The sequence below is a fragment of the Streptomyces sp. D2-8 genome, assembly GCF_023184515.1.
Classification (GTDB): Bacteria; Actinomycetota; Actinomycetes; order Streptomycetales; family Streptomycetaceae; genus Streptomyces.
This window is the reverse complement of the sequence record NZ_JAAHBP010000001.1, coordinates 1,114,382-1,139,085: the sequence shown is the minus strand read 5'-3', so window position 1 is coordinate 1,139,085 and position 24,704 is coordinate 1,114,382. Positions and strand designations below refer to the sequence as shown.

General features: G+C 70.0%; 20 protein-coding genes, 1 tRNA gene and 1 pseudogene. 11 read left to right on the top strand and 11 right to left on the bottom strand.

Annotated elements, in window-relative coordinates; translation table 11 throughout:
- Positions 1-128 precede the first annotated feature (128 nt).
- The 8 genes from G3I77_RS05095 to G3I77_RS05060 all read left to right on the top strand — a co-directional run bounded on the left by G3I77_RS05095 (position 129) and on the right by G3I77_RS05060 (position 10,667).
- Entirely contained in the window at positions 129-2,420 is a 2,292-nt protein-coding gene (locus G3I77_RS05095) for an FdhF/YdeP family oxidoreductase (protein ID WP_248501331.1), read from the top strand.
- Positions 2,421-2,476: 56 nt separating this feature from the next.
- The gene (locus G3I77_RS05090) at positions 2,477-2,965 is read left to right on the top strand and encodes a PaaI family thioesterase (RefSeq protein ID WP_248501330.1); all 489 of its coding nucleotides are present in this window, start codon (positions 2,477-2,479) and stop codon (positions 2,963-2,965) included.
- A 119-nt stretch (positions 2,966-3,084) separates the two neighbouring features.
- On the top strand, positions 3,085-3,957 hold the full coding sequence (locus tag G3I77_RS05085; RefSeq protein WP_248501329.1) for a trypsin-like serine protease: 873 nt from the start codon (positions 3,085-3,087) through the stop codon (positions 3,955-3,957).
- A gap of 1,001 nt (positions 3,958-4,958) precedes the next feature.
- The gene (locus G3I77_RS05080) at positions 4,959-6,188 is read left to right on the top strand and encodes a branched-chain amino acid ABC transporter substrate-binding protein (protein ID WP_248501467.1); all 1,230 of its coding nucleotides are present in this window, start codon (positions 4,959-4,961) and stop codon (positions 6,186-6,188) included.
- Positions 6,189-6,327: 139 nt separating this feature from the next.
- The gene (locus G3I77_RS05075; protein WP_248501328.1) at positions 6,328-7,257 is read left to right on the top strand and encodes a branched-chain amino acid ABC transporter permease; all 930 of its coding nucleotides are present in this window, start codon (positions 6,328-6,330) and stop codon (positions 7,255-7,257) included.
- Between the two features lie 4 nt (positions 7,258-7,261).
- The gene (locus G3I77_RS05070; protein WP_248501327.1) at positions 7,262-9,076 is read left to right on the top strand and encodes a branched-chain amino acid ABC transporter permease; all 1,815 of its coding nucleotides are present in this window, start codon (positions 7,262-7,264) and stop codon (positions 9,074-9,076) included.
- 5 nt (positions 9,077-9,081) lie between these two features.
- Positions 9,082-9,954, top strand: coding sequence for an ABC transporter ATP-binding protein (locus tag G3I77_RS05065; RefSeq protein WP_248501326.1), 873 nt, complete (start codon positions 9,082-9,084; stop codon positions 9,952-9,954).
- Complete coding sequence (locus G3I77_RS05060; protein ID WP_248501325.1) at positions 9,951-10,667, top strand: ABC transporter ATP-binding protein; 717 nt, start codon at positions 9,951-9,953, stop codon at positions 10,665-10,667. The genes G3I77_RS05065 and G3I77_RS05060 overlap by 4 nt, the downstream gene beginning before the upstream one ends.
- Before the next feature lie 71 nt (positions 10,668-10,738).
- Here G3I77_RS05060 and G3I77_RS05055 read toward each other — a convergent pair whose 3' ends face one another.
- On the bottom strand, positions 10,739-11,395 hold the full coding sequence (locus tag G3I77_RS05055; protein ID WP_248501324.1) for an ANTAR domain-containing response regulator: 657 nt from the start codon (positions 11,393-11,395) through the stop codon (positions 10,739-10,741).
- Between the two features lie 102 nt (positions 11,396-11,497).
- Here G3I77_RS05055 and G3I77_RS05050 point away from each other — a divergent pair.
- Positions 11,498-11,572, top strand: a tRNA-Leu gene (locus tag G3I77_RS05050).
- A 101-nt stretch (positions 11,573-11,673) separates the two neighbouring features.
- Positions 11,674-12,420: a helix-turn-helix domain-containing protein gene (locus G3I77_RS05045; protein ID WP_248501323.1), complete on the top strand. Its 747-nt coding sequence runs from the start codon at positions 11,674-11,676 to the stop codon at positions 12,418-12,420.
- Between the two features lie 4 nt (positions 12,421-12,424).
- Here G3I77_RS05045 and pyk read toward each other — a convergent pair whose 3' ends face one another.
- A complete protein-coding gene (gene pyk, locus G3I77_RS05040; RefSeq protein ID WP_248501322.1) occupies positions 12,425-13,861 on the bottom strand; it encodes a pyruvate kinase in 1,437 nt (478 codons plus the stop codon).
- Positions 13,862-14,026: 165 nt separating this feature from the next.
- Positions 14,027-14,743: an SIMPL domain-containing protein gene (locus G3I77_RS05035; protein ID WP_248501321.1), complete on the bottom strand. Its 717-nt coding sequence runs from the start codon at positions 14,741-14,743 to the stop codon at positions 14,027-14,029.
- Between the two features lie 162 nt (positions 14,744-14,905).
- Here G3I77_RS05035 and G3I77_RS05030 point away from each other — a divergent pair, with 162 nt between their 5' ends.
- Positions 14,906-16,702 carry a bifunctional UDP-sugar hydrolase/5'-nucleotidase gene (locus G3I77_RS05030; RefSeq protein WP_248501320.1) on the top strand — a complete coding sequence of 599 codons (1,797 nt, stop codon included), beginning with the start codon at positions 14,906-14,908 and terminating at the stop codon, positions 16,700-16,702.
- Between the two features lie 13 nt (positions 16,703-16,715).
- Here the strand turns inward: G3I77_RS05030 and G3I77_RS05025 are convergent, their stop codons facing one another.
- The 8 genes and pseudogenes from G3I77_RS05025 to G3I77_RS04990 all read right to left on the bottom strand — a co-directional run bounded on the left by G3I77_RS05025 (position 16,716) and on the right by G3I77_RS04990 (position 24,645).
- Positions 16,716-18,146: a lysine N(6)-hydroxylase/L-ornithine N(5)-oxygenase family protein gene (locus G3I77_RS05025; RefSeq protein ID WP_248501466.1), complete on the bottom strand. Its 1,431-nt coding sequence runs from the start codon at positions 18,144-18,146 to the stop codon at positions 16,716-16,718.
- Positions 18,143-19,543, bottom strand: coding sequence for an aminotransferase class V-fold PLP-dependent enzyme (locus G3I77_RS05020; RefSeq protein WP_248501465.1), 1,401 nt, complete (start codon positions 19,541-19,543; stop codon positions 18,143-18,145). Before G3I77_RS05020 ends, G3I77_RS05025 begins: the two co-directional genes overlap by 4 nt.
- On the bottom strand, positions 19,540-20,046 hold the full coding sequence (locus G3I77_RS05015) for a hypothetical protein (RefSeq protein WP_248501472.1): 507 nt from the start codon (positions 20,044-20,046) through the stop codon (positions 19,540-19,542). The genes G3I77_RS05020 and G3I77_RS05015 overlap by 4 nt, the downstream gene beginning before the upstream one ends.
- 265 nt (positions 20,047-20,311) lie before the next feature.
- Positions 20,312-20,416 (bottom strand): annotated as a pseudogene (locus tag G3I77_RS05010) (NmrA family NAD(P)-binding protein); the annotation flags it as partial.
- A 111-nt stretch (positions 20,417-20,527) separates the two neighbouring features.
- A complete protein-coding gene (gene pepN, locus G3I77_RS05005; RefSeq protein WP_248501319.1) occupies positions 20,528-23,053 on the bottom strand; it encodes an aminopeptidase N in 2,526 nt (841 codons plus the stop codon).
- 68 nt (positions 23,054-23,121) lie between these two features.
- Entirely contained in the window at positions 23,122-23,670 is a 549-nt protein-coding gene (locus G3I77_RS05000; RefSeq protein ID WP_248501318.1) for a two-component system response regulator, read from the bottom strand.
- Positions 23,671-23,797: 127 nt separating this feature from the next.
- Positions 23,798-24,148, bottom strand: coding sequence for a chorismate mutase (locus G3I77_RS04995; protein ID WP_248501317.1), 351 nt, complete (start codon positions 24,146-24,148; stop codon positions 23,798-23,800).
- Positions 24,149-24,168: 20 nt separating this feature from the next.
- A complete protein-coding gene (locus tag G3I77_RS04990) occupies positions 24,169-24,645 on the bottom strand; it encodes a GNAT family N-acetyltransferase (protein ID WP_248501316.1) in 477 nt (158 codons plus the stop codon).
- Between the last annotated feature and the right edge of the window lie 59 nt (positions 24,646-24,704).

Below are 24,704 nucleotides of genomic sequence, written 5' to 3'. Positions count from 1 at the left end.
GCCCCCTCGCCGGGGCACCGCTCGTCCCCGTGCCGTAGCGGCCTCCCCCGGCCCGCCCTCACCCGCTGTCACCACCGCGTGCGAGGATCGGAGACCTACCTCACAGCGCAGTCGAAGAGGAGTGTGCGATGGCGTCGAAGCCGCCCAAGAGCGATCCGGTTCAGGACGCGCCGCAGGTCGCCGGGCCGAAGCACGCGGCCGCGGGGCTCCCGGCGATCGGGCACACGCTGCGGATCGCCCAGCAGCAGATGGGCGTGAAGCGCACCGCCCTGACACTGCTGAGTGTGAACCAGAAGGACGGCTTCGACTGCCCGGGCTGCGCCTGGCCCGAGCCGGAGCACCGGCACAAGGCGGAGTTCTGTGAGAACGGCGCGAAGGCCGTGGCCGAGGAGGCCACCCTGCGCCGGGTCACACCCGAGTTCTTCGCCGCGCACCCGGTCGCCGACCTGGCCGGCCGCAGCGGCTACTGGCTGGGGCAGCAGGGCCGCCTCACCCACCCCATGTACCTCCCCGAGGGGGGTTCGCACTACGAGCCGGTCACCTGGGAGCGTGCCTTCGACATCATCGGCGAGGAGATCGCCGCGCTCGCCTCCCCGGACGAGGCCGTCTTCTACACCTCCGGCCGCACCAGCAACGAGGCCGCGTTCCTCTACCAGCTGTTCGCCCGCGAGTTCGGCACGAACAACCTGCCCGACTGCTCGAACATGTGCCACGAGTCGTCCGGTTCGGCCCTGTCGGAGACCATCGGCATCGGCAAGGGCAGCGTCCTGCTGGAGGACCTCTACAAGGCCGACCTGATCATCGTCGCCGGGCAGAACCCGGGGACGAACCACCCGCGGATGCTGTCCGCGCTGGAGAAGGCCAAGGACAACGGCGCGAAGATCATCAGCGTCAACCCGCTGCCCGAGGCGGGCCTGGAGCGCTTCAAGAATCCGCAGACCCCGCAGGGCATGCTCAAGGGCGCCGCGCTCACCGATCTGTTCCTGCAGATCCGCATCGGCGGCGACCAGGCCCTTTTCCGCCTCCTGAACAAGCTGATCCTGGACACGGACGGCGCGGTCGACGAGGCGTTCGTGCGGGAGCACACGCACGGCTACGAGGAGTTCGCCGAGGCCGCCCGCGCCGCCGACTGGGACGAGACGCTCACGGCGACCGGCCTGAGCCAGGAGGACATCGAGAAGGCCCTCCGCATGGTCCTGTCCTCCGAACGCACCATCGTGTGCTGGGCGATGGGCCTCACCCAGCACAAGCACTCCGTTCCCACCATCAGGGAAGTCGTCAACTTCCTCCTCCTGCGCGGCGACATCGGCCGCCCGGGCGCGGGCGTGTGCCCGGTGCGCGGGCATTCGAACGTGCAGGGCGACCGCACGATGGGCATCTTCGAGCGGCCCGCCCCGGCGTTCCTGGACGCCCTGGAGAGGGAGTTCGGCTTCGCGCCCCCGCGCGAGCACGGCTATGACGTCGTGCGCGCCATCCGCGCCCTGCGCGACGGCGAGGCGAAGGTCTTCATCGCCATGGGCGGCAACTTCGTCTCGGCGTCCCCCGACACGGACGTCACCGAGGCGGCCATGCGCCGGGCCCGGCTGACGGTGCATGTGTCGACGAAGCTGAACCGCTCGCACGCGGTCACGGGCGCGCGTGCCCTGATCCTCCCGACGCTCGGCCGTACCGAGCGCGATGTCCAGGGCAGCGGTGAGCAGTTCGTGACGGTCGAGGACTCGATGGGCATGGTGCACGCCTCCCGGGGCCGGCTGGAGCCCGCGAGTGCGCACCTGCTGTCGGAACCGGCCATCGTCAGCCGTCTGGCCCGCCGTGTGCTCGGCGAGGACAGCCGCACACCGTGGGAGGAGTTCGAGAAGGACTACGCGACGATCCGGGACCGTATCGCGCGGGTGATCCCGGGCTTCGAGGACTTCAACGCGCGCGTGACGGGTTCTGCTGGTCGCCCAGGCGGCTTCGCGCTCCCCCACGCCCCGCGCGACGAGCGCCGCTTCCCCACGGCCACCGGCAAGGCCAACTTCACGGCCGCGCCCGTGGAGTACCCGGAGCTGCCCGAGGGCCGTCTGCTGCTGCAGACGCTGCGCTCGCACGACCAGTACAACACCACGATCTACGGCCTCGACGACCGTTACCGGGGCATCAGGAACGGCCGCCGGGTGGTGCTGGTCCACCCCGATGACGCGCGGGCCCTGAAGCTGGCGGACGGTGCGTACGTCGACCTGGTCAGCGAGTGGAGGGACGGCGTGGAGCGCCGGGCACCCGGTTTCCGCGTCGTGCACTACCCGACGGCCCGGGGCTGCGCCGCCGCGTACTACCCGGAGACCAACGTGCTGGTGCCGCTGGACGCCACTGCGGACACGAGCAACACCCCGGCCAGCAAGTCCGTGGTGGTGCGTCTGGAACAATCTGCTGCCGACTGAGCGTTCGCTCAGTGACACAGGCAGCCGAGTGACGAGGACGAACGGAGCCGGGCCCGATGGGTGAGCAGCAGCATGTGAAGTTCCCGCAAGAGGTCATCGACGAGTACGCCGCGCTCGGCGTGGACCTCCTGGCCCTGTTCTCCGCGGGCCACCTCGGGACCCGGATGGGCGTCCAGATCTCCGAGGCGTCGGCGGACCGGGTCGTCGGGACGATGCCGGTGGAGGGCAACACCCAGCCCTACGGACTGCTGCACGGCGGGGCCTCCGCGGTCCTGGCCGAGACACTCGGCTCGATCGGGTCGATGCTGCACGGCGGCAGCTCCAAGATCGCCGTGGGCGTCGACCTGAACTGCACCCACCACCGCGGGGTGCGCTCCGGGCTGGTCACCGGTGTGGCCACGCCCGTGCACCGGGGCCGGTCGACCGCCACGTACGAAATCGTCATCTCGGACGAAAACGACAAAAGGGTGTGCACGGCCCGGCTGACCTGTCTCCTGCGCGACGTGAAGCCGGGCGACGAGGAACTCATCCGCGCCGCGAGCTGACCGACAGAGGGAAAACCCTGGAGGGGCGGGCGCGCTCTTGTCGCGACCGCCCCGCGGGCACTTCACTGGCGCTCCACCCCCACAGGAGAAGACCCGTCCCACCCTCAGAAGGGTTTCTCTTGACCTCCGTACGCGCCTTCGCCGCCACCGCCGCGGCCTGTGCCACCGTGCTCGCCACCGCGCTGCCGTCCTCCGCCATCAACTCCTACAACGCCACCCCCGCCCCCGAACGCACCGAGGTCGGCGCGCTCGTGGCCACCTGGGACGACGACGGCGCCCCCGCGACCCCCGACCGGGCCGACTGGGTCTGCACCGGCACCATGATCGACGCGGACACCTTCCTGACCGCCGCGCACTGCACCTCGGACTGGCCCGACAACGTGCGGTTCCACGTCTCCCTCGACCAGGACGTGCAGTCCGGGCTCGACGCGGCGGCGAAGAAGTACCCGGGCGACCCGGCCGCGCAGGCCGCCGCCGTCGCCGTCCGGGGCACCGCCCACACTCACCCCGGCTACCCGGGGCCCGCCTCCGACACCCACGACATCGCGGTGATCCAGCTGCCCGCCGCCGAGGTGAAGGCCCGCTGGAGCTTCACTCCGGCCACCCTTCCCACCGCCGGCCAGCTCGGCAGACTCGGCCCGCAGCGCCTGAGCGCCACCGAATGGCTCGTCGCCGGATACGGCACCCAGGAGGCCGTCAACGGTCCCGGCGGCCAGACCCACCCCGGCGGCGGTGTCCGGATGAAGGCACCCGTCACCTTCAACGCCCTCAACGACTCCTGGGCCCGGCTCGCGATGACCGCGCCGCAGGGCAACGGAGGAGCCTGCTACGGCGACTCGGGCGGCCCCAACTTCGCCGTGATCGGCGGCCGGAGCATCCTCGCCGCCACCACCATCACCGGCGACACCCCCTGCTACGCGACCAACGTGACCTACCGCCTGGACACCCCCGGCGCCCGCGCCTTCCTCTCGCCGTTCGTGAAGCTGCCGTAACCCGTACCGGCGTCACCCCTGCCGGCGTAACCCGCACTCCCGCAACCCCCAGCGGCGGCCACCGGCCGCACCGGTGTTGCCGACTGTCCCGCCGCATCGCGCACCCCGCGAAGCGGCGGGACACCGTCCGCCTTCCCCGCCCCGACCCCCTCCCCTTCCGTTGCCCCATGAGGCTGCGGCCATGAGCGGCACCGGCCCCGTCGAACCGGCCAACTCGACGGAGAGGGAACAGAGTTCGGAACGTCATCGGCACCGCACTCCCCCAAACCCTCACCCCCGACCGGCACCCCCGGCCGCACGAGCCGGCACCCGCCCCCGCGCCCCGGCCCTGACCCTGGCCCGCCAACGTCACCGCCCGGGCGCCACCTCGGCCTCGCCGAACCCCTCAACTCCCCTGGAAAAGCAGGCAGGTTCCGGTTCACCGTGACCGTCGGCCGCGGCCCCGCCGTCACCCTGAAGGTCATCGGCACCTCCCACGCCGGACTCACCGCCCGCCCCTCCCCGGCCCGGCCTTCACCGCGCCGGCCGGCACACCCCGCGGCATCACCGTGGAAATCGCCGTTTCCGATTGCCCGGCACTTCCCCCGGACGCCGACCATCCATTTCTCGACGTAACGCTCCGTAACGCGCGCGCAATACAACACCACAGTTTCATCTTCGGCCGCACCTACGCCCGGAACCTTTCCGATCTCTTTAAGGCCGCCTGCGGCCCGAGCACCGCACGACCTCAGCCACGGCCAACCGGAAGTGCGGGTTCTCAGAATGCGGACCGCGACGAAAGTCCACCAAACCCGTCGAGAGGGTTCCCCGCCGAGACCAGGCCTCCACCCCGTCATAACAAGAAAGTCACAAGCGAGCCCGCGCCGCTGCCCCTGCCCTAAAACCGGGCTTAGAGTCACGGCCAGTCACCGCTCCATCGGGAGTTCGGTACCAGCGCGGCACTCACCCCCCGACCAGGGCGGGGCCTGCCTGTGAAAGGACTGATTGTGCGACAGCGTTCCTTGGTGATTCTTACCTCCGTTCTCACGACCGGAGCTCTGACTCTCACCGCCTGCGGCTCCCGAGACGACAGCGGTGACAAGGGCGGAGACGGCGGGAGCGGCACCACGCTGACGATCGGCGTGGACGCCCCCCTCTCCGGTGAGAACTCCACCACCGGCCTCGGCATCCAGTACGGCGCCCAGATCGCCATCGACGACGCCAACAAGAACAACTGGGTCCCGGGCGTGAAGTTCAAGCTCAAGGCCCTGGACGACAAGGCGCAGCCCGCCACCGGCCAGTCCAACGCGACCAGCCTCACCGGCGACAAGACCGCCGTCGGCGCCGTCGGCCCGCTGAACTCCGGCGTCGCCCAGACGATGCAGCAGGTGTTCGCCTCGGCCAACATGGTCCAGATCTCCCCCGCGAACACCAACCCCGAGCTGACCCAGGGCAAGAACTGGCAGACGGACAAGAAGCGTCCCTACAAGACGTACTTCCGCACCGCCACCACAGACGAACTGCAGGGCAGCTTCGCCGCCGGCTACGCGTACAACGGCCTCAAGAAGAAGAAGGCCTTCGTCGTCGACGACAAGCAGACCTACGGCGCCGGCCTCGCGAAGATCTTCGTCGAGCAGTACAAGAAGCTCGGCGGCAAGGTCGTCGCAACCGACCACGTCAACACCGGCGACAAGGACTTCGGCTCCCTCGCCACCAAGATCAAGAACTCCGGTGCCGACCTGGTCTACTACGGCGGCCAGTACGACGAGTCCGCGCTGATCACCAAGCAGCTCAAGGACGCCGGCGTCAAGATCCCGCTGTTCGGCGGCGACGGCATGTTCGCCTCCACCTACATCGAGGCCGCAGGCAAGTCCGCCGAGGGCGACCTCGCCACCGCCATCGGCGTCCCCGCCGACACCCTGCCCGCGGCCAAGACGTTCATCCAGACGTACAAGGACAAGGGTTACAAGGGCGACTACGGCGCCTACGGCGCCTACGCCTACGACGCCACCACCGCCATCATCAAGGCCGTCAAGGCCGCCGCCGACGCCAACGGCGGCAAGGTGCCCACCGACATCAACGACCTGCGCTCCAAGGTCGTCGACGGTGTCCAGAAGTCCGACTTCGAAGGCCTCACCGGCAAGATCTCCTTCGACGAGTACGGCGACACCACCAACAAGCAGCTGACGGTCTACCAGGTCGAGAAGGGTGCCTGGAAGGACGTGGAGACCGGCACCGCCGACCTGCAGTAGTCCGGCCCGCCACAACGCCACACCACGGGCCGCGCGGAAGGGGATCCCGACCGCGCGGCCCGTTTCCACACCCCCACACAGCACGCGACCACGCACGCATCCAGTGCACACGACCACCAGCGACTATGGAGGCCATGCGGTGAACACCCTGCCGCAGCAGCTGGCCAACGGGCTGCTTCTCGGCTCGATGTACGGGCTGATCGCCATCGGCTACACGATGGTGTACGGCATCGTCCAGCTCATCAACTTCGCGCACGGCGAGATCTTCATGACCGGGGCGTTCGGCGCCCTCACGGTCTACTTCTACATCCTTCCCGACGGCACCTCGATGGCCCTCGCCGTACCCCTCATGCTCCTCGGCGGAGCCATCGTGGCCATCCTCATAGCCGTCGGAGCGGAACGGTTCGCCTACCGACCACTGCGCGGAGCACCACGCCTGGCACCGCTCATCACCGCCATCGGCCTCTCCCTGGCCCTCCAGGAAGTCGTACGCAACTTCTACCCCGGCGCCGACCGCGCCCGCGCCTTCCCCGGCCTCGACACCACCCACAGCATCGGCTCCGTCACCATCAAGGACGCCGACATCTTCCTCATCCTCGCCGCCATCCTCTGCATGGCCGCCCTCGCCTTCTTCGTGCGCCGCAGCCGCACCGGCCGCGCCATGCAGGCCACCGCGCAGGACCCCGACACCGCGCAGCTCATGGGCATCGACACCAACCGCATCATCGTCATCGCCTTCGCCATCGGCGGCTTCTTCGCCGCCGTCGCCGCCGTCGCCTACGGACTCAAATACGGCAACGTCGACTACCGCATGGGCTTCCTGATGGGCCTCAAGGCCTTCACCGCCGCCGTCCTCGGCGGCATCGGCAACATCTACGGCGCCATGCTCGGCGGCCTCGTCCTCGGCATCGCCGAAACCCTCGCCTCCGCCTACATCGACGAGATCCCCGGCATGCAGCAACTCGGCGGCCAGAGCTGGGCCAACGTCTGGGCCTTCTGCCTCCTCATCCTCGTGCTCCTCTTCAGGCCACAGGGCCTGCTCGGCGAGCGCGTCGCGGACAGGGCGTGACGACATGACCGAGACGACCAAGACGCCCGTGCCGGACGCCGCCCCCACCCCGCCGCCCGCACCGCGCGGACTCATACCGCTGCCCGAGGCCGCCGCCCGCGCCCTGCTGCTCGCCGGAGGCATCGCCACCACCGCCTCCGCGTTCCTCGCCTGGACCTGGACCGCCGAATTCCCCGGCGACCTCACCATCAACGGCTACCCCGGCGGCCTGCAGTGGCTCACCTTCACCGCCGGCATCCTCACCACGCTGTTCGCCCTCGCCGCATACGGCATCCGCGGCCTGCGCTGGCTCCTGCCCGCCCGCAACAACGCGCCGCTCGCCCTCACCGCCCTCGGCGGCTTCACCGTCACCTGGTTCACCGTCATCGCCATCAGTGCCGAACTCGGCGGCGTCGTCAACCTCGAACCCGGCGGCTGGATCGCGGCCATCGCCTCCCTCCTGCCCGTCATCGGCGCCTTCGCCCTCCCCCAAGAGCGCACCGGCACCGACGGCACCAAGGAAGCCCTCAAGGCCTACATCGCCAAACCCGACCGCATCCCCGCCGCCCAGGCCACCGCGCCCTGGGTCCAGCGGGCGGTGATCACCGTGGTCACCATCATCGGCCTCGGCGTCTTCACCTACGGCATCGACACCGAGTACGGCGAACTCTTCGTCGGCTACCTCTTCGTCGTCACCTTCGCGATCTGGGCCCTGCACACCGCGGGTCTCCTCGACCGCTTCTCCGCACTCGTCGCCGGCAACCGCAGCTTCACCCTCGCCATGGGCTTCGCCGCGGCCATCGCCTTCCCCTTCACCCAGACCGACGACCACTACGCCAACATCGGCGTCAACATCCTGATCTTCGGAACCGTCGCCCTCGGCCTCAACATCGTCGTCGGCCTCGCCGGACTCCTCGACCTCGGATACGTCGCCTTCCTCGGCGTCGGCGCCTACACCGCCGCCCTCGTCTCCGGCTCCGAGTTCTCCACCATCTCCGGCATCCACCTGCCCTTCTGGGCCTCCGCCCTCACCGGAGCCGCCGCCTCCCTCGTCTTCGGCGTCCTCATCGGCGCACCGACCCTGCGACTGCGCGGCGACTACCTCGCCATCGTCACCCTCGGCTTCGGAGAGATCTTCCGCATCGCCGTCAACAACATGGACGGCCAGTCCGGACCCGACGTCACCAACGGCCCCAACGGCATCCCCGCCATCCCCGACCTGAAGCTCTTCGGATTCAACCTCGGAGAAGCCCACGACATCGGCGGATTCACCCTCGGCCGATTCGCCAACTACTACCTCCTGATGGTCCTCATCATGGCCATCGTGGTCCTGGTCTACACGCGCGCCGCGGACTCCCGCATCGGCCGCTCCTGGATCGCCGTCCGCGAGGACGAGACCGCCGCAACCGCCATGGGCATCAACGGCTTCCGCGTCAAACTCGTCGCCTTCGCCCTCGGCGCCGCCCTCGCCGGCCTCGCCGGCACCGTCAGCGCCCACGTCACCTACAGCGTCGTCCCCACGCCCTACCAGTTCGCCGGCTCCACCCCGCCCAACTCCGCGTTCCTCCTGGCCGCGGTCGTCCTCGGCGGCATGGGCACCGTCGCCGGACCACTCCTCGGCGCCGCCCTGCTCTACCTCCTCCCCGAGAAGCTCGTCTTCCTCCAGGAGAAGTCGCTCCTCGCCTTCGGCATCGCGCTCGTCCTCCTGATGCGCTTCCGCCCCGAAGGCATCATCGCCAACCGCCGGCGCCAGCTCGAATTCCACGAGACCGGCCAACTCGACGTACCCAAACAGACCACGCTGACCGACGAACCGGCCGTCACCAAGGCGGGGGCGTAACCACCATGACCACACAGCCCACACCTGTACTCGAAGCACGCGACGTCACGATGCGCTTCGGCGGCCTCACCGCCGTACGCTCCGTCGACTTCACGGTCAACGCCGGCGAGATCGTCGGCCTCATCGGCCCCAACGGCGCCGGAAAGACCACCTTCTTCAACTGCCTGACCGGCCTGTACGTTCCCACCGAGGGCACCGTCTCCTACAAGGGCACCGTCCTCCCCCCGAAGCCCCACCTGGTCACCCAGGCCGGCATCGCCCGCACCTTCCAGAACATCCGCCTGTTCGCCAACATGACGGTCCTGGAAAACGTCCTCGTCGGCCGCCACACCCGCACCAAGGAAGGCCTCTGGTCCGCCCTCCTGCGCGGCCCCGGCTTCAAGAAGGCCGAACGCGCCAGCGAGGAACGCGCCATGGAACTCCTCGAGTTCATCGGCCTCGCCCACAAGCGCGACCACCTCGCCCGCAACCTCCCCTACGGCGAACAGCGCAAGCTCGAAATCGCCCGCGCCATGGCCTCCGAGCCCGGCCTCCTGCTCCTCGACGAGCCCACCGCCGGCATGAACCCCCAGGAGACCAGGGCCGCCGAGGAACTCGTCTTCGCCATCCGCGACAAGGGCATCGCCGTCCTCCTCATCGAGCACGACATGCGCTTCGTCTTCAACCTCTCCGACCGCGTCGCCGTCCTCGTCCAGGGCGAGAAGCTCGTCGAAGGCACCCCCGACGTCGTCCAGGCCGACGAACGCGTCGTCGCCGCCTACCTCGGCGAACCCTTCGAAGGCGCCCCCGGAGAAGCCGAAGCCGCCGAGGTCGAGGCCGCCGAAGCCGCCGCCGACGCGACCAGCACCACCAGCAGCACCAAGGGAGAAGCCAAGTGACCGCACTCCTCGAGGTCGAGGACCTCCGGGTCTCCTACGGCAAGATCGAAGCCGTCAAAGGCATCTCCTTCAGCGTCGAAGCCGGCCAGGTCGTCACCCTGATCGGCACCAACGGCGCGGGCAAGACAACCACCCTGCGCACACTGTCGGGTCTGCTCAAGCCCACCTCCGGGAAGATCGTCTTCGACGGCAAGCCGCTCAGCGGGGTCCCCGCCCACAAGATCGTCGCCCTCGGCCTCGCCCACTCCCCCGAAGGCCGGCACATCTTCCCCCGCCTCACCATCGCCGAGAACCTCCAACTCGGAGCATTCCTCCGCAAGGACAAGGACGGCATCGAGAAGGACATCCAGCGCGCCTACGACCTCTTCCCCATCCTGGGCGAACGCCGCAAGCAGGCGGCGGGCACGCTGTCGGGCGGCGAACAACAGATGCTCGCCATGGGCCGGGCCCTGATGTCCCAGCCCAAGCTGCTCATGCTCGACGAGCCCTCCATGGGACTCTCCCCGATCATGATGCAGAAGATCATGGCGACCATCTCGGAACTGAAGTCCCAAGGCACGACGATCCTCCTCGTCGAACAGAACGCCCAGGCCGCGCTCTCCCTCGCCGACCACGGCCACGTCATGGAGGTCGGCAGCATCGCCCTCTCCGGGACCGGGCAGGACCTGCTGCACGACGAGTCGGTGCGCAAGGCGTACCTGGGCGAGGACTGAGGTCACGCCCGAATACGAAGAGGCCTGCCTGCCTTCCGTTCGGAAGGCAGGCAGGCCTCTTCGCACTGACCTCAGCCCTTGTTGGCCTTCTTCTCCTCGGCGTCCTGAATGACCGCCTCCGCGACCTGCTGCATCGACATGCGGCGGTCCATCGACGTCTTCTGGATCCACCGGAAAGCGGCCGGCTCCGACAGCCCGTACTCGGTCTGCAGAATCGACTTCGCCCGGTCCACCAGCTTGCGCGTCTCCAGCCGGAGCGTGAGGTCGGCGACCTCCTTCTCCAACTCCTTCAACTCCGTGAACCGCGAGACGGCCATCTCGATCGCCGGCACGACATCCGTCTTGCTGAACGGCTTCACCAGATAGGCCATGGCACCCGCGTCCCGGGCCCGCTCCACCAGGTCGCGCTGCGAGAACGCGGTCAGCATCAGCACCGGCGCGATGCTCTCCTCCGCGATCTTCTCCGCCGCGGAGATACCGTCCATCTTCGGCATCTTCACGTCGAGAATCACCAGATCGGGCCTGTGCTCACGGGCCAGCTCCACGGCCTGCTCACCGTCCCCGGCCTCACCGACGACGGTGTACCCCTCCTCCTCCAGCATCTCTTTGAGATCGAGCCGGATCAGCGCCTCGTCCTCGGCGATGACGACCCTCGTCGTCATCGGAGGCACGTGCGACTTGTCGTCATCAGGCACGTCAACAGGCTGGGGCGACTCGGGGGCACTCACGTGGGCTCCTTGGTAGGGGCAGGCCGGTACTGCTCCCAAGAGCGTACCTAGCTGCGGTATGGTGGTCAGGCAGTGGGTCGAGGTCAACCTTGGATTCACCGGGCCCCGGTAGCCCAATTGGCAGCAGGCAATGGATTCAAAACCCATACAGTGTCGGTTCGAGTCCGACCCGGGGCACTTTTCCTCGGTTTCCAAGGTCACCACTTCGAAGCGGATGTCCACGTTCTCGTGAGCATCCGCTTTTTGCTGCGTGCCGATCACAGTTCCACAGTGGCCCCATGTACGACGTCAGCACGCGCAAGCGAGCGCTCGCACTGGTCGCCGAGGGCCGCAGCCTGAATTCGGTGAGCCGGGAAACGGGCATCTCGCGGGCCGCGATCCGCTCCTGGCAGGACCGCCTTGAACCGCTGCCCCCTATGGCGCCTCCGGACCCCGGACCGCCCGCCGACGAGTGCAAGTACGCCTACCTACTGGGCCTCTATCTCGGCGATGGCTGCATCAGCGACCACCCTCGCGGCACCGGCTATTACCTGAGAATCGCGTGCGCAAACTCGTGGCCGGGTCTGATCGAAGCATGCGAGATTGCCATGCGCGCCATCAACCCGACCGGGTGCGCCTCTCGCACTCAGGCGCAGGGATACGTCTCAGTGGTCAGCTACAGCAGGCACTGGCCGCACCTGTTCCCCCAGCATGGACCCGGCAAAAAGCACGAACGCCGCATCGCCCTCGAACCCTGGCAACAAGTCATCGTCGACGCCCATCCTTGGGAGTTCATCCGGGGGCTGATCCACTCCGACGGCTGTCGGATCACCAACTGGACGACCCGCACCGTTGCCGGTGAGCAGAAGCGCTACGAATACCCCCGGTACTTCCTCACCAACCTCTCTCCCGACATCATCCGCCTCTTCACCACCACGCTCGACCAGGTGGGCGTCGATTGGAAGAAGGCAAACGCACGCAACATCTCCGTCGCCCGCAAAGCCTCCGTAGCCCTCATGGACGCCCACGTCGGCCCCAAGTACTGACCCCCTACTGCGGGCTGTCGTCCTCCCCGATGCGGTGGACCCGGACCATGTTCGTCGAGCCGGAGACTCCGGGCGGGGAGCCGGCCGTGATGACGACCGTGTCACCCTTCCGGCAGCGGCCGTAGCGGAGCAGCAACTCGTCGACCTGGTCGACCATCGCGTCCGTGGAGTCCAGGCACGGGCCGAGGAACGTCTCCACGCCCCAGGTCAGGCTGAGCTGGGAGCGGGTGGCCTGGTCGGGGGTGAAGGCGAGGAGGGGGATCGGGGAGCGGTAGCGGGAGAGGCGGCGGGCGGTGTCGCCGGACTGGGTGAAGGCGACCAGGAAGCGAGCGCCGAGGAAGTCGCCCATTTCCGCCGCCGCCCGGGCCACCGCTCCGCCCTGGGTGCGGGGCTTGTTGCGTTCCGTCAGGGGCGGCAGGCCCTTGGCGAGGATGTCCTCTTCCGCTGCTTCGACGATGCGGGCCATCGTGCGTACCGTCTCGATCGCGTGTTTGCCGACGCTTGTCTCTCCGGACAGCATTACCGCGTCGGTGCCGTCGATGACGGCGTTGGCGACGTCGGAGGCTTCGGCTCGGGTCGGGCGGGCGTTGTCGATCATCGAGTCGAGCATCTGGGTGGCGACGATCACCGGCTTGGCGTTGCGCTTGGCGAGTTTGATGGCGCGCTTCTGGACGATCGGGACTTGTTCCAGTGGCATTTCGACGCCGAGGTCTCCGCGGGCCACCATGATGCCGTCGAAGGCGGCGACGATGTCGTCGATGTTCTCGACGGCCTGGGGTTTTTCGACCTTGGCGATGACGGGGAGGCGGCGGTCTTCCTCGTCCATGATGCGGTGGACGTCCTGGATGTCGCGGCCGGAGCGGACGAAGGAGAGGGCGATGACGTCGAAGCCGGTACGCAGGGCCCAGCGGAGGTCGTCCTCGTCCTTTTTGGAGAGGGCGGGGACGGAGACGGCGACGCCGGGGAGGTTGAGGCCTTTGTGGTCGGAGATGACACCGCCTTCGATGACGGTGGTGTGGACGCGGGGGCCGTCGATCTGGGTGACTTCGAGGCAGACCTTGCCGTCGTCGACGAGGATGCGTTCGCCGGTGGTGACGTCGGCGGCGAGGCCGGCGTAGGTGGTGCCGCAGGTGGTGCGGTCGCCTTCGATGCCTTCTTCGACGGTGATGGTGAAGGTGTCGCCGCGTTCAAGGAGTACGGGGCCTTCGGTGAAGCGGCCGAGCCTGATTTTCGGGCCTTGAAGGTCGGCGAGGAGGCCGACGCTGCGGCCGGTCTCGTCGGCGGCCTTGCGGACCCGGTGGTAGCGCTCCTCGTGTTCGGCGTGGCCGCCGTGGCTGAGGTTGAAGCGGGCTACGTCCATTCCGGCGTCGACCAGGTCTTTGATCTGGTCGTACGAGTCGGTGGCGGGCCCTAGGGTGCAGACGATTTTGGCTCGGCGCATGGGTCGAGCCTAAGAGTTACCGACTGGTAGGCAATTGGTCGGGCGTGACTACTCAACAGACTTTGCGTTTAGGCGCTATTGACAAGTGTTGAATTGTGCGGCGGGTTGCTCCGATGAGCGCCTGAGGAATTCGGTCGGATTTTCGGAATAGGCGCGCGGGAGTGCCTAGAGCTGCGGCGGCACCATCGTGAAGCGGGCGTTGATCTGGGCGTGGACGCGCTGGCGCTGGGGTTCGAGGTCGAGGGGGGCCGGGGTGTCCTCGGCGGCGCCGGCGAAGGCGGCGGAGCGCATGCGGCCGGGGGTCTGGGGGTAGTCCGGCGGGGTGCTCTCGGCGCCGATGTCGGCGAGTTCGACGAGGGCGGAGAGGCTGGTGCCGAGGGCGTCGGCGTACTCGCGGGCGCGCTGGACGGCTTCTCGTACGGCCTTCTTGCGGGCTTCGCGGTGGGCGGGCGAGTCGGGGCGCAGAGCCCACCAGGGGCCGTCGACGCGGGTGAGGTCGAGGTCGGCGAGGCGGGTGGTGAGTTCGCCGAGGGCGGTGAAGTCGGTGAGTTCGGCGGTGACGCGGACACTGCCGTGGTAGGTGCGGACGCGTTCGCCGCGGCCGTGTTTGGTGAGTTCGGGCGTGATGGAGAAGGCGCCGGTCTCCAGGCGTTCGACGGCGTCGCCGTAGGACTTGACGAGGTCGAGGACGCCGGCGTTGCGGCGGGTGAGGTCGTCGAGGGCGGAGCGGCGGTCGCGGCCGCGGGCGGCGACGGTGATGCCGATGCGGGCGATCTCGGGGTCGACCTCGAGGCGGGCCTCGCCGCGGACGGCGATGCGGGGGGCCTCGGGCGTGCCGTAGGGGACGGCGGGCTGGGAGGCGTCTGGGGTGGCCGCGGTCATACGCCCCACTCTGTCATGTCTGGGCTGGTTGGCGGGCCGGGATCCGGGGGGTCGAGTCATCAGATCGCAACCTGCCGGGTCTGTTGCGGCAGGTCATGGACGGGTCAGAATCTACGCGCGTTATCTACGCGCGTCGTTCACAGATTCCGCGAGGAGCCAGACATGCCGTTGAACCGCCGGAAGTTCCTGGAGAAGTCCGCCGTGACCGGGGCGGGGGTGGCGCTGGCCGGTGCGGTCTCAGCGCCGGGTGCGCAGGCGGCCGAGGCGAAGCGGGGGGCCAGGCGGTACGCGTTCACCGTGCTGGGGACGACCGACCTGCACGGCAACGTCTTCAACTGGGACTACTTCACGGACAAGGAGTTCGACGACAAGGACCACAACGACATCGGTCTGGCGAAGGTCTCCACCCTGGTGAACCGGATCCGCGAGGAGAAGGGCCGCCGCAACACGCTGCTCATCGACGCGGGCGACACCATCCAGGGCACGCAGCTGTCGTACTACTACGCCAAGGTCGACCCGATCACCGCCGAGGGCGGCCCGGTGCACCCGATGGCGCAGGCCATGAACGCCATGGACTACGACGCGGCGGCGCTCGGCAACCACGAGTTCAACTACGGCATTCCGGTGCTGCGGAAGTTCGAGCAGCAGTGCCGTTTCCCGCTGCTGGGCGCGAACGCGCTGGACGCGAAGACGCTGCGGCCGGCGTTCGCGCCGTACAGCATGCACCGGCTGCGTACGCCGTTCGGGCGGGACGTGAAGGTGGCGGTGCTGGGGCTGACCAACCCGGGCATCGCGATCTGGGACAAGGCGAACGTGCAGGGGAAGATGACGTTCCCGGGTCTGGAGGAGCAGGCGGCGAAGTGGGTGCCGAAGCTGCGGTCGATGGGCGCGGACGTCGTCATCGTGTCGGCGCACAGCGGTTCGTCGGGGACGTCGTCCTACGGTGACCAGCTGCCGTACATCGAGAACGCGGCCGCTCTGGTGGCCGAGCAGGTGCCGGGTATCGACGCGATTCTGGTCGGGCACGCGCACACGGAGATTCCCGAGTACTTCGTCACCAACAAGAAGACCGGCAAGCAGGTCGTGCTGTCGGAGCCGCTGAAGTGGGGCCAGCGGCTGACGCTGTTCGACTTCGCGCTGGTCTGGGAGAAGGGCTGCTGGAAGGTCGAGAAGGTGGGCGCGAAGGTCCTCAACTCCAACACGGTGGAGGAGGACCCGAAGATCACGAAGCTGCTCACGGACGAGCACGAGAAGGTCGTGGCGTACGTCAACCAGGTCATCGGCACCAACGCGGCGGAGATGACGTCGGCGGAGGCGCCGTACAAGGACGTGCCGATCATCGATCTGATCAACCACATCCAGGCCGACACGGTGAAGCAGGCGCTGGCGGGCACGGAGCACGCCGCGCTGCCGGTGCTGTCGCAGGCGGCGTGCTTCTCGCGCAGTGCCCGGATCCCGGCGGGCGAGGTGACGATCCGGGACGTGGCGGGTCTGTACGTCTTCGAGAACACGCTGGAGGCGCGTCTGATGACGGGCGCGCAGATGAAGGCGTACCTGGAGTTCTCGGCGGGCTACTTCGTGCAGACGGCGCCGGACACCGCGGTGGATCCGGCGAAGCTGACGAACGCGAACGGCACGCCGGACTACAACTACGACGTGGTGAGCGGTCTGACGTACGAGATCGACATCGCTAAGCCGGCCGGGTCGCGGGTGACGGACGTGCGGTTCGAGGGGCAGCCGCTCGCGGACGACGCGACGTTCGTATTCGCGGTGAACAACTACCGGGCCAACGGCGGAGGCAACTTCCCGCATGTCGCCGCGGCCCAGCTGCTGTGGTCGAACTCGGACGAGATCCGCAACACCATGATCGCCTGGGTGAAGGCGAAGGGGGCGATCGACCCGGCCGGGTTCGCGGCGGTGGACTGGAAGCTGACGCGGAACGGCACGCCCGTCTTCTGAGTCGCGCCCTTCGTCACCTTCGGTCGTCGACGAGCGGGGTCAGTGCCGGTGCCTCGCGGGGCGGCGGGACGTGCCGGCGCTGGGTGAGGCCGAAGGTGGTGAAGGCGGTGCGGCGCGGGAGTGCGTAGGCCTCCCGGCCCGTCAGGGAGTTGAGGATGATGGCGCTGCGCCAGGCGGCGAGGCCGAGGTCGGGGGCGCCGATGCCATGGGTGTGGGTCTCGGCGTTCTGGACGTACATCGTGCCGGTGACGGACGGGTCGAGGACGAGGCGGTAGTCCTCGTCGATGCGGGGCCGCTCCTGGTTGTCGCGGCGCATGTAGGGGTCGAGGCCGGCGAGGATCCGGTCGAGGGGGCGCTCGCGGTAGCCGGTGGCCAGCACGACGGCGTCGGTGGTGAGGCGGGAGCGGCTGTCCTGCGGGCCGTGCTCCAGGTGCAGTTCCACTTGGGTGGTCGCGACCCGGCCGGCGGTGCGGACCCGCACGCCGGGGGTGAGGACGGCGTCGGGCCAGCCGCCGTGCAGGGTGCGGCGGTAGAGCTCGTCGTGGACGGCGGCGATGGTGGCGGCGTCGATGCCCTTGTGCAGTTGCCACTGGCCCTCGACGAGCCGGTCGCGGGTGGACTCGGGCAGGGCGTGGAAGTAGCGGGTGTGGTCGGGGGTGAAGTGCTCCAGGCCGAGCTTGGAGTACTCCATGGGGGCGAAGGACTCCGTGCGGCCCAGCCAGTGCAGCTTCTCGCGTCCGGCCGGTCTGTTGCGCAGCAGGTCGAGGAAGATCTCGGCGCCGGACTGTCCGATGCCGACGACCGTGACGTGTTCGGCGGCGAGGAGGTCGGCGCGGTGGTCGAGGTAGTCGGCGGCGTGCACGACGGGCACGCCGGGGGCGTCGACGAGGGGCCTGAGGGGGTCGGGGACGTAGGGCTCGGTGCCGATGCCGAGGACGACGTTCCGTGTGTAGGTCCGGCCGAGGGCTTCGGCTTCTCCGTCGGTGTCGAGCTGGGTGAAGTCGACCTCGAAGACGTCGCGTTCGGGGTTCCAGCGGACGGCGTCGACCTGGTGGCCGAAGTGCAGGCCGGGGAGGTTCTCGCTGACCCAGCGGCAGTAGGCGTCGTACTCGGCGCGCTGGATGTGGAGGCGCTCGGCGAAGTAGAAGGGGAACAGCCGCTCGCGGGACCTGAGGTAGTTGAGGAAGGTCCAGGGGCTGGTGGGGTCGGCGAGGGAGACCAGGTCGGCGAGGAACGGGACCTGGAGGGTGGCGCCCTCGATGAGCAGCCCGGGGTGCCAGCCGAAGGCGGGGCGCTGGTCGTAGAAGAGGGTGTCGAGGCCGTCGAGCGGGTGGGCGAGCGCGGCGAGGGAGAGGTTGGCGGGGCCGATGCCGATGCCGACGAGGTCGCGCGGGGCGTCGGGGGCGGGGTGCGGGGCGGCGCCGGGGGTCTGTGCGGGGTTCATCGGGGGGTGTGTCCTTCCACGAGTGTCGCTCGGCTCGCTGCCGCGAGGTGCAGCAGGGCGGCGAGGTCGTCGGGCCCGGTGGCGGGGTTGAGGAGGGTGGCCTTGAGCCAGAGCCGGCCGTCGAGGCGGGCCCGGCCGAGGACGGCTCGGCCGTCGGTGAGCAGCGCGCGGCGTACGGCGGCCACGGTGGTGTCGGTGGCGCCTTCGGGCCGGAACAGCACGGTGCTGATGACGGGCGGGGCGTGCAGTTCGAATTCGGGATGCTCGTCGACGAGGGCGGCGAACCGCCGGGCGTGGGCGCAGACCTGGTCGACGAGCGTGCCGAGTCCGCTGCGCCCCAGGGTCTTGAGGGTGACGGCGAGTTTGAGGACGTCGGGGCGGCGGGTGGTGCGCAGGGACCGGCCGAGCAGGTCGGGCAGCCCGGCGTCGGTGTCGTCGTCGGCGTTGAGGTAGTCGGCGCGCTGGCGCAGGGCGGCGAGGTCGCGGGTGTCCCGGACGGCGAGGAGGCCGGCGGCGACCGGTTGCCAGCCGAGTTTGTGCAGGTCGAGGGTGACGGTGTCGGCGGTGTCGAGCCCGGTGAGCCGGGTGCGGTGCCGGTCGCTGAACAGGAGGCCTCCGCCGTAGGCGGCGTCCACGTGCAGCCGGGCGCCGTGGGCCGCGCAGCGGGCGGCGATCTCGGGCAGCGGGTCGATGGATCCGGCGTCGGTGGTGCCGGCGGTGGCGGCGACGAGCAGTGGGCCGGTCAGGGCGGTGAGGGCCTGGTCGAGCGCGTGGGGGTCGAGCGTGCCGCCCGGGGCGGGTACGACGACGGGTTCGGGCAGTCCGAGCAGCCAGGCGGCGCGGGGCAGCGAGTGGTGGGCGTTGGTCCCGCACACGAGCCGGACGGATCCGCCGAGGGCTTCCCGGGCGAGGAGCAGGGCGAGCTGGTTGGATTCGGTGCCGCCGGTGGTGATGAGGGAGTCGTGTGTTCCGGGTGTCCCGGTCCCGTAGATCTCCCGGGCCAGTGCTTCGGCGACCAGCCTCTCCAGTTCCGAGGCCCCGGGCGCCTGGTCCCAGGAGTCCAGGGACGGGTTGAGGGCGGAGGCGGCGAGGTCGGCCGCCGCGGCGACGGCGAGCGGGGGGCAGTGGAGGTGGGCGGCGCACAGGGGGTCGGCGGGGTCGGCGGCGGTCTCGGCGAAGGCGTGGACCAGGGTGCGGACGGCGTGCGGGTCGCCCCGGTCGGGGAGGACGTCTCCCACCGCGTGCCGTGTCCGGGCCGCGACGGCCTCCGGGCCGCCCGCCGGCAGCGGCCCGCCCCGCGACCGGGCCCCGGTGTCCAGCGCGTCGAGGACGATGTCGAGCAACGGCCGCAGGGCGCGGGGGCCTTCTGGGCCTGAGGCGAGGGGCGGCGTGCTCATGGGGCTGACCTCCGGGGCGTGGGGCGGCGCGCCCGAAGAGCCCAACGACCCAACCCGGGTGGAGGTACCTCCGTACGGGAAAACCGGTCGGAGCCGCGGTGGCGCCGGCCTCGGTTCCTGGAGTCGGCGGTGTGGTCCTCGGCCCGGGCCGCGAAAGGGGCGGGCCGGCCGGTGATCTCCCGGACGGTGTCGGTGATCTCGGGGGTGGTGCCGACCGTGGCGGCGAAGGACTTGAGCAGGGCCGTGAGCATGCCGGGCGGGACGTGCGGGAACAGTTCGGGGCCCGCTTCGTCCGGGGACAGCTCGGTGAAGCGCAGGTCGCGGCCGAGGGTGTGGCCGATCGCGGTGACCTGCCCGGTGTGGGTGACGGTCTCGGGGGCCGGTGAGGCGGTGGGCGGCGCCCTCGTGGCCGTCGTCGAGGAGGGCGCGCTCGGCGACGGCGGCGATGTCGTCCTCGTGGACGGGCGCGGACGGTGTCGGCGGTGTGGATCTGCGGGGCCCACTGGAAGGCGTTGGCGGCGAACGCGCCCGGCCGCAGGAAGGTCCAGGCCAGGCCGCTGTCGCGGACCTGCCGTTCGGCGGTGGCGTGCATGACGTGGATGGGTGGGTCTCGTCGGCGCCCGGTTCTATGATCGCGGAGGACAGCAGGCCGGGGGTGTGGTCGCCGCCCGCCTGGACGTACAGGAACAGCTCGGTGGCGCCCGCGAACAGGGCGGCCGGGTCGTCGTACTGGAGTCGTACCGTCTCGGCGCCCGCGGGCAGGCGGGCCCGCTCGGGGTCGCGGGTCAGTGCCCGCACGGGCCGGCCGGCGGTGACGAGGCGTTCGGCCAGGGCGCGGCCGACGTTTCCGGTGGCACCGGTCACTGCGATCATGGAGGGCTCCTCGGGCTCGGTGGGATGTCTTCCCGAGGCCAGGAAGGGCGACTGGTCCGCCGCATCGGCGACAGGGACCAGCCGCCCCGCGGGCGCCCTCCGTCGGCGGTCCTAGTTCTCGCCGACGCCCTGGACCCGCAACGCCCTTGCCAGGTCGTCCAGTTGGTCGACGAGCTTGCGTCGCAGCGCGGGGATCGGGCCGGCGTCGCGCAGGCACTCCTCGCCGAGGCGGAGGTTGTCCGCGTCGACGGCGTGCGCCGGGAAGGCCCAGCGGCCCGCCGCGTCGGCGATGGCGGGGCCCCGGCGGTCGGCGACGGCGACCGCGTCGGCGTAGTAGCGCCCGACGTACTCGCGTACCAGGTCGGCCTGTTCGGGCTGCCAGAAGCCCCGGGCCGTGGCGGTGAAGAGGTAGTTGGACAGGTCGTCGGAGCCGAACATGGCCTCCCAGGCGCGGGCCTTGGCCTCCGGGTCGGGCAGGGCGGCCCGGCAGCGGGCGGCGCCCTCCTGGCCGGTGGCGCTCGGGTCGCGTTCGAGTTCGGCGGCGATCGCGGCGTCGTCGGTCGCGCCGAGGACGGCGAGCCGGGCGAGCACGCGCCAGCGCAGCTCGGGGTCGAGTTCCGGGCCACCGGGGACGGTGCCGTCGGCGAGCCAGGCGGCGATGGTGTCGGGGTGGGCGGCGACGTCGATGCGCTGGCGTACGGCGATCAGGCGCAGGCCGGGGTTGTCGCCGTCCTCGGTGCGGCGGATGAGGTCGCGGCACAGGTCGGAGAGGGTGGCGAGGGCGGCGGGCCGCTCCTCGGGCGTGAGGTAGCGGTCGGTGATGTAGGCGGAGGCGAAGGCCAGCACGCCCTGGACGATGGCGAGGTCCGTCTCCAGCGGGAGGTGGGACCGGGCGGTCTCCAGGTAGGCGCCGGGGGCGAGTTCGCCGTCGCGGACGGCGTCGCGCAGGGCGTTCCAGACGACCGCGCGGGTGAGCGGTGCGGGCAGGCCGGACAGCTCCTTGCGGACGGTCTCGAAGGACTCGGGGTCGAAGCGGACCTTGGCGTAGCTGAGGTCGCCGTCGTTGAGGAGGAGCAGGGCCGGCCGCTTGCCGATGGGGTGGGCGTCGGTCTGCGGGAGGTCCAGGTGCCGGAGTTCGCGCAGGACGAGCTGGCCGCCGTCGTCGCCGAGGTCCCGGTCGTAGAGGCCGGCGGCGATGCGGTGCGGGCGGCTGCCGGCGCGGTCGACGGTGAGGGCGCAGGTGCCGTGCTCGCCGGGGGTGACCCGCGGGGTGAGGGTGTCGACGCCGGTGGTGCGCAGCCAGGCGTCGGCCCAGGCGTGGACGTCGCGGTCGGTGGCGCCGGCCAGGTTGTCGATGAAGTCGGCGAGGGTGGCGTTGGCGAACTTGTGCCGGGCGAAGTGGGTGTTGATGCCGGCGAGGAAGTCCTTCTCGCCGAGCCAGGCGACCAGTTGGCGCAGGGCGCTGGCGCCCTTGGCGTAGGAGATGCCGTCGAAGTTGAGCAGCGCGGAGGCGGTGTCGTCGACGGCCTCGGGCGCGACGGGGTGGGTGGAGGGGCGCTGGTCGGCGTCGTAGCCCCAGGACTTGCGGGTGACGCCGAAGTCGGTCCAGGTGTCGGTGCCCCATTTTCTGGGGGGAGTCCCCCCAGACCCCCCGAGGGTCACTTCGGTGAGGGTCTGGTAGCCCATGTACTCGGCGAAGGACTCGTTGAGCCAGATGTCGTCCCACCACTTGAGGGTGACGAGATCGCCGAACCACATGTGGGCCATCTCATGGGCGATGACCATGGCGCGGGTCTGGCGTTCGGTGTCGGTGACGGCTGAGCGGTAGACGAACTCGTCGCGGAAGGTGACCAGGCCCGGGTTCTCCATGGCGCCGGCGTTGAACTCGGGGACGAAGGCCTGGTCGTAGGAGTCGAACGGGTAGGGCTCGTCGAACTTCTCGTGGTAGCGGTCGTAGCACGCGCGCGTGATGTCGAGGAGTTCGTCGGCGTCGGCGTCCAGGTAGGGGGCGAGGGAGCGGCGGCAGTGCAGGCCGAAGGGCAGGCCGCGGTGCTCGGTGCGCACGGAGTGCCAGGGGCCGGCGGCGACGGCGACGAGGTAGGTGGAGATCAGCGGTGTGGGGGCCGCCTTCCATACGCCGTCGGCCTGTTCGGTGATGCCGTTGCAGAGGACGGTCCAGTTCTGCGGGGCCTTCACCGACAGCTCGAAGACGGCTTTCAGGTCGGGCTGGTCGAAGGCGGCGAAGACCCGCTGGACGTCGTCCAGGAACAGCTGGGTGTAGACGTAGGTCTCGTTGTCGGTGGGGTCGGTGAAGCGGTGCATGCCCTCACCGGTGCGGGAGTAGCGCATCCGCGCGTCGACGCGCAGTTCGTGCTCGCCGGCGGTGAGGTGGGGCAGGGCGAGCCGGTTGCCGTCCAGGGCTTCCGGGTCCAGGGGGTGTCCGTCGAGGGTGACGGAGCGCAGCTCGGCGGGCTTGAGCTCGACGAAGGTGTCCCCGTCCACGCGGGCATCGAACCTGATCAGGGTGCGGGAGCCGAAGGTCTCGTCTCCGCCGGTCAGGTCGAGTTCGATCGTGTAGCGGTGGACGGCCAGGAGCTCTGCTCGGGTCTGCGCTTCGTCGCGCGTCAGTACGGACATGCGTGACATGCTGCCTGATGGTGTCGGCAAGGCACAGAGGCGGATCGGGTACGTGCCCAATGTCCGGTCTAGGTGCGGTCCTTTTCGAGCTCCCCGGCGTGCGCCCCCATGGGCCGCTGCGCCGGGACGCGCGCGTCGGGATGCGGCAGGCCGGGCCGGAGGTGCGCGGTGGTCTCGGTGTGCTCCGCGACGAGGGCGCGCAGGCGGTGCACTTCCCGTTCCAGGGCGAGATGGCGCCGGTGGGCGTTGTAGAGGTAGCGGACCTTGGTGCGCAGCGTCCAGGGGTCCACGGGCTTCATGACGAGGTCGGCGACGCCGAGCCCGAAGGCGGTGGTGGTCAGTTCGTGGTCGGCGCCGAAGCCGGTGAGCAGGATCACGGGGATGTGCTGGGTCTGCTCCACGCGCCGCATGTAGCGCACGACCTCCAGCCCGCTGACGCCGGGCATGCGCACATCGAGCAGCAGCAGGCCGACCTGGCCGCGGAGCACCTGCTTGAGTGCCTCGTCGCCGCTGGTGGCGCGGCCGAGCAGGTAGCCCAGCGGGGCCAGGGCGCTCTCCAGCGCGTACAGCGTGTCCTCGTGGTCGTCGACGATGAGGATCCTGGTATCCGACGGCATGGCCCGACGCCCCCTCCCTCGTGGAGGACCAGAGTAGTCCGGGACGCTGACGCGCAGTGCTCGTCAGCTGACATGCTGTGCACAGCGCAGCATGCCCCGCCCGGGGCGCCGTGTCACTCCCCCGAGGTCAGTTACCGGCGGTCGCGGAGCCGTTGAGCGCCTCGTCCGCGATGCGCTCGTGGTGGCGGATGACCTCGGCGACGATGAAGTTCAGGAACTTCTCGGCGAAGGCCGGGTCCAGCTTGGCGTCTTCGGCGAGCGCGCGCAGCCGGGCGATCTGGCGGGCCTCGCGGGCCGGGTCGGCGGGCGGCAGCTGGTGCTCGGCCTTGAGGTGGCCGACCTGCTGGGTGCACTTGAAGCGCTCGGCGAGCATGTGGACGACGGCCGCGTCGATGTTGTCGATGCTGGCGCGCAGCCGGGCGAGCTCTTCGCGGACGGCGGGGTCGACGTCACGGGAACCGGTGTTGCTGGTGGTCATGGGGCGTCAGCCTACGGGGATCACGCCGGGTGGCCACCGGCCGTCTCATCCTTCGGCGGTGGGAGTTGCTTGTGAAAGCAGACGTCCTGGTGACCGCCGGGGACGCCCGGGATGCGGGCCCGTTCCCGGAAGCCGAGCCTCGGGTAGAAGCCGGGTGCCTGGAAGCTGTATGTGGAGACGATCATGTCGGTGCAGCCGCGCCGGGCGGCCTCGGCCTCCGCGGCGCGCATCAGCCGGCCGCCCCAGCCGGAGTACCGCTGGTCCTCGCGCACCCAGAGCAGGTCCACCGAGCACAGGGTGCCCCAGGTCCAGGCGGTGAGCCCGCCGACGAGCTCGCCGGTCCCGTCGGTGACGCGGACGGAGAGGGGCTCGGTGACGGCTCCGCCGGCGGCGGCGGTGTTGAAGGCGGTCAGCTCCTCGTCGAGCCGTTTTTCGAGGTCGTCGTCCTGGCCGCCCACCCGGAGCGAGGCGGCGACAGAGTGCTGTTCGCTGGTCACGGCCCGGATTCTGCCGCAGGCGCCGGGCGGCGACGACCGGTTTTCGCCGTGCGGCGTCC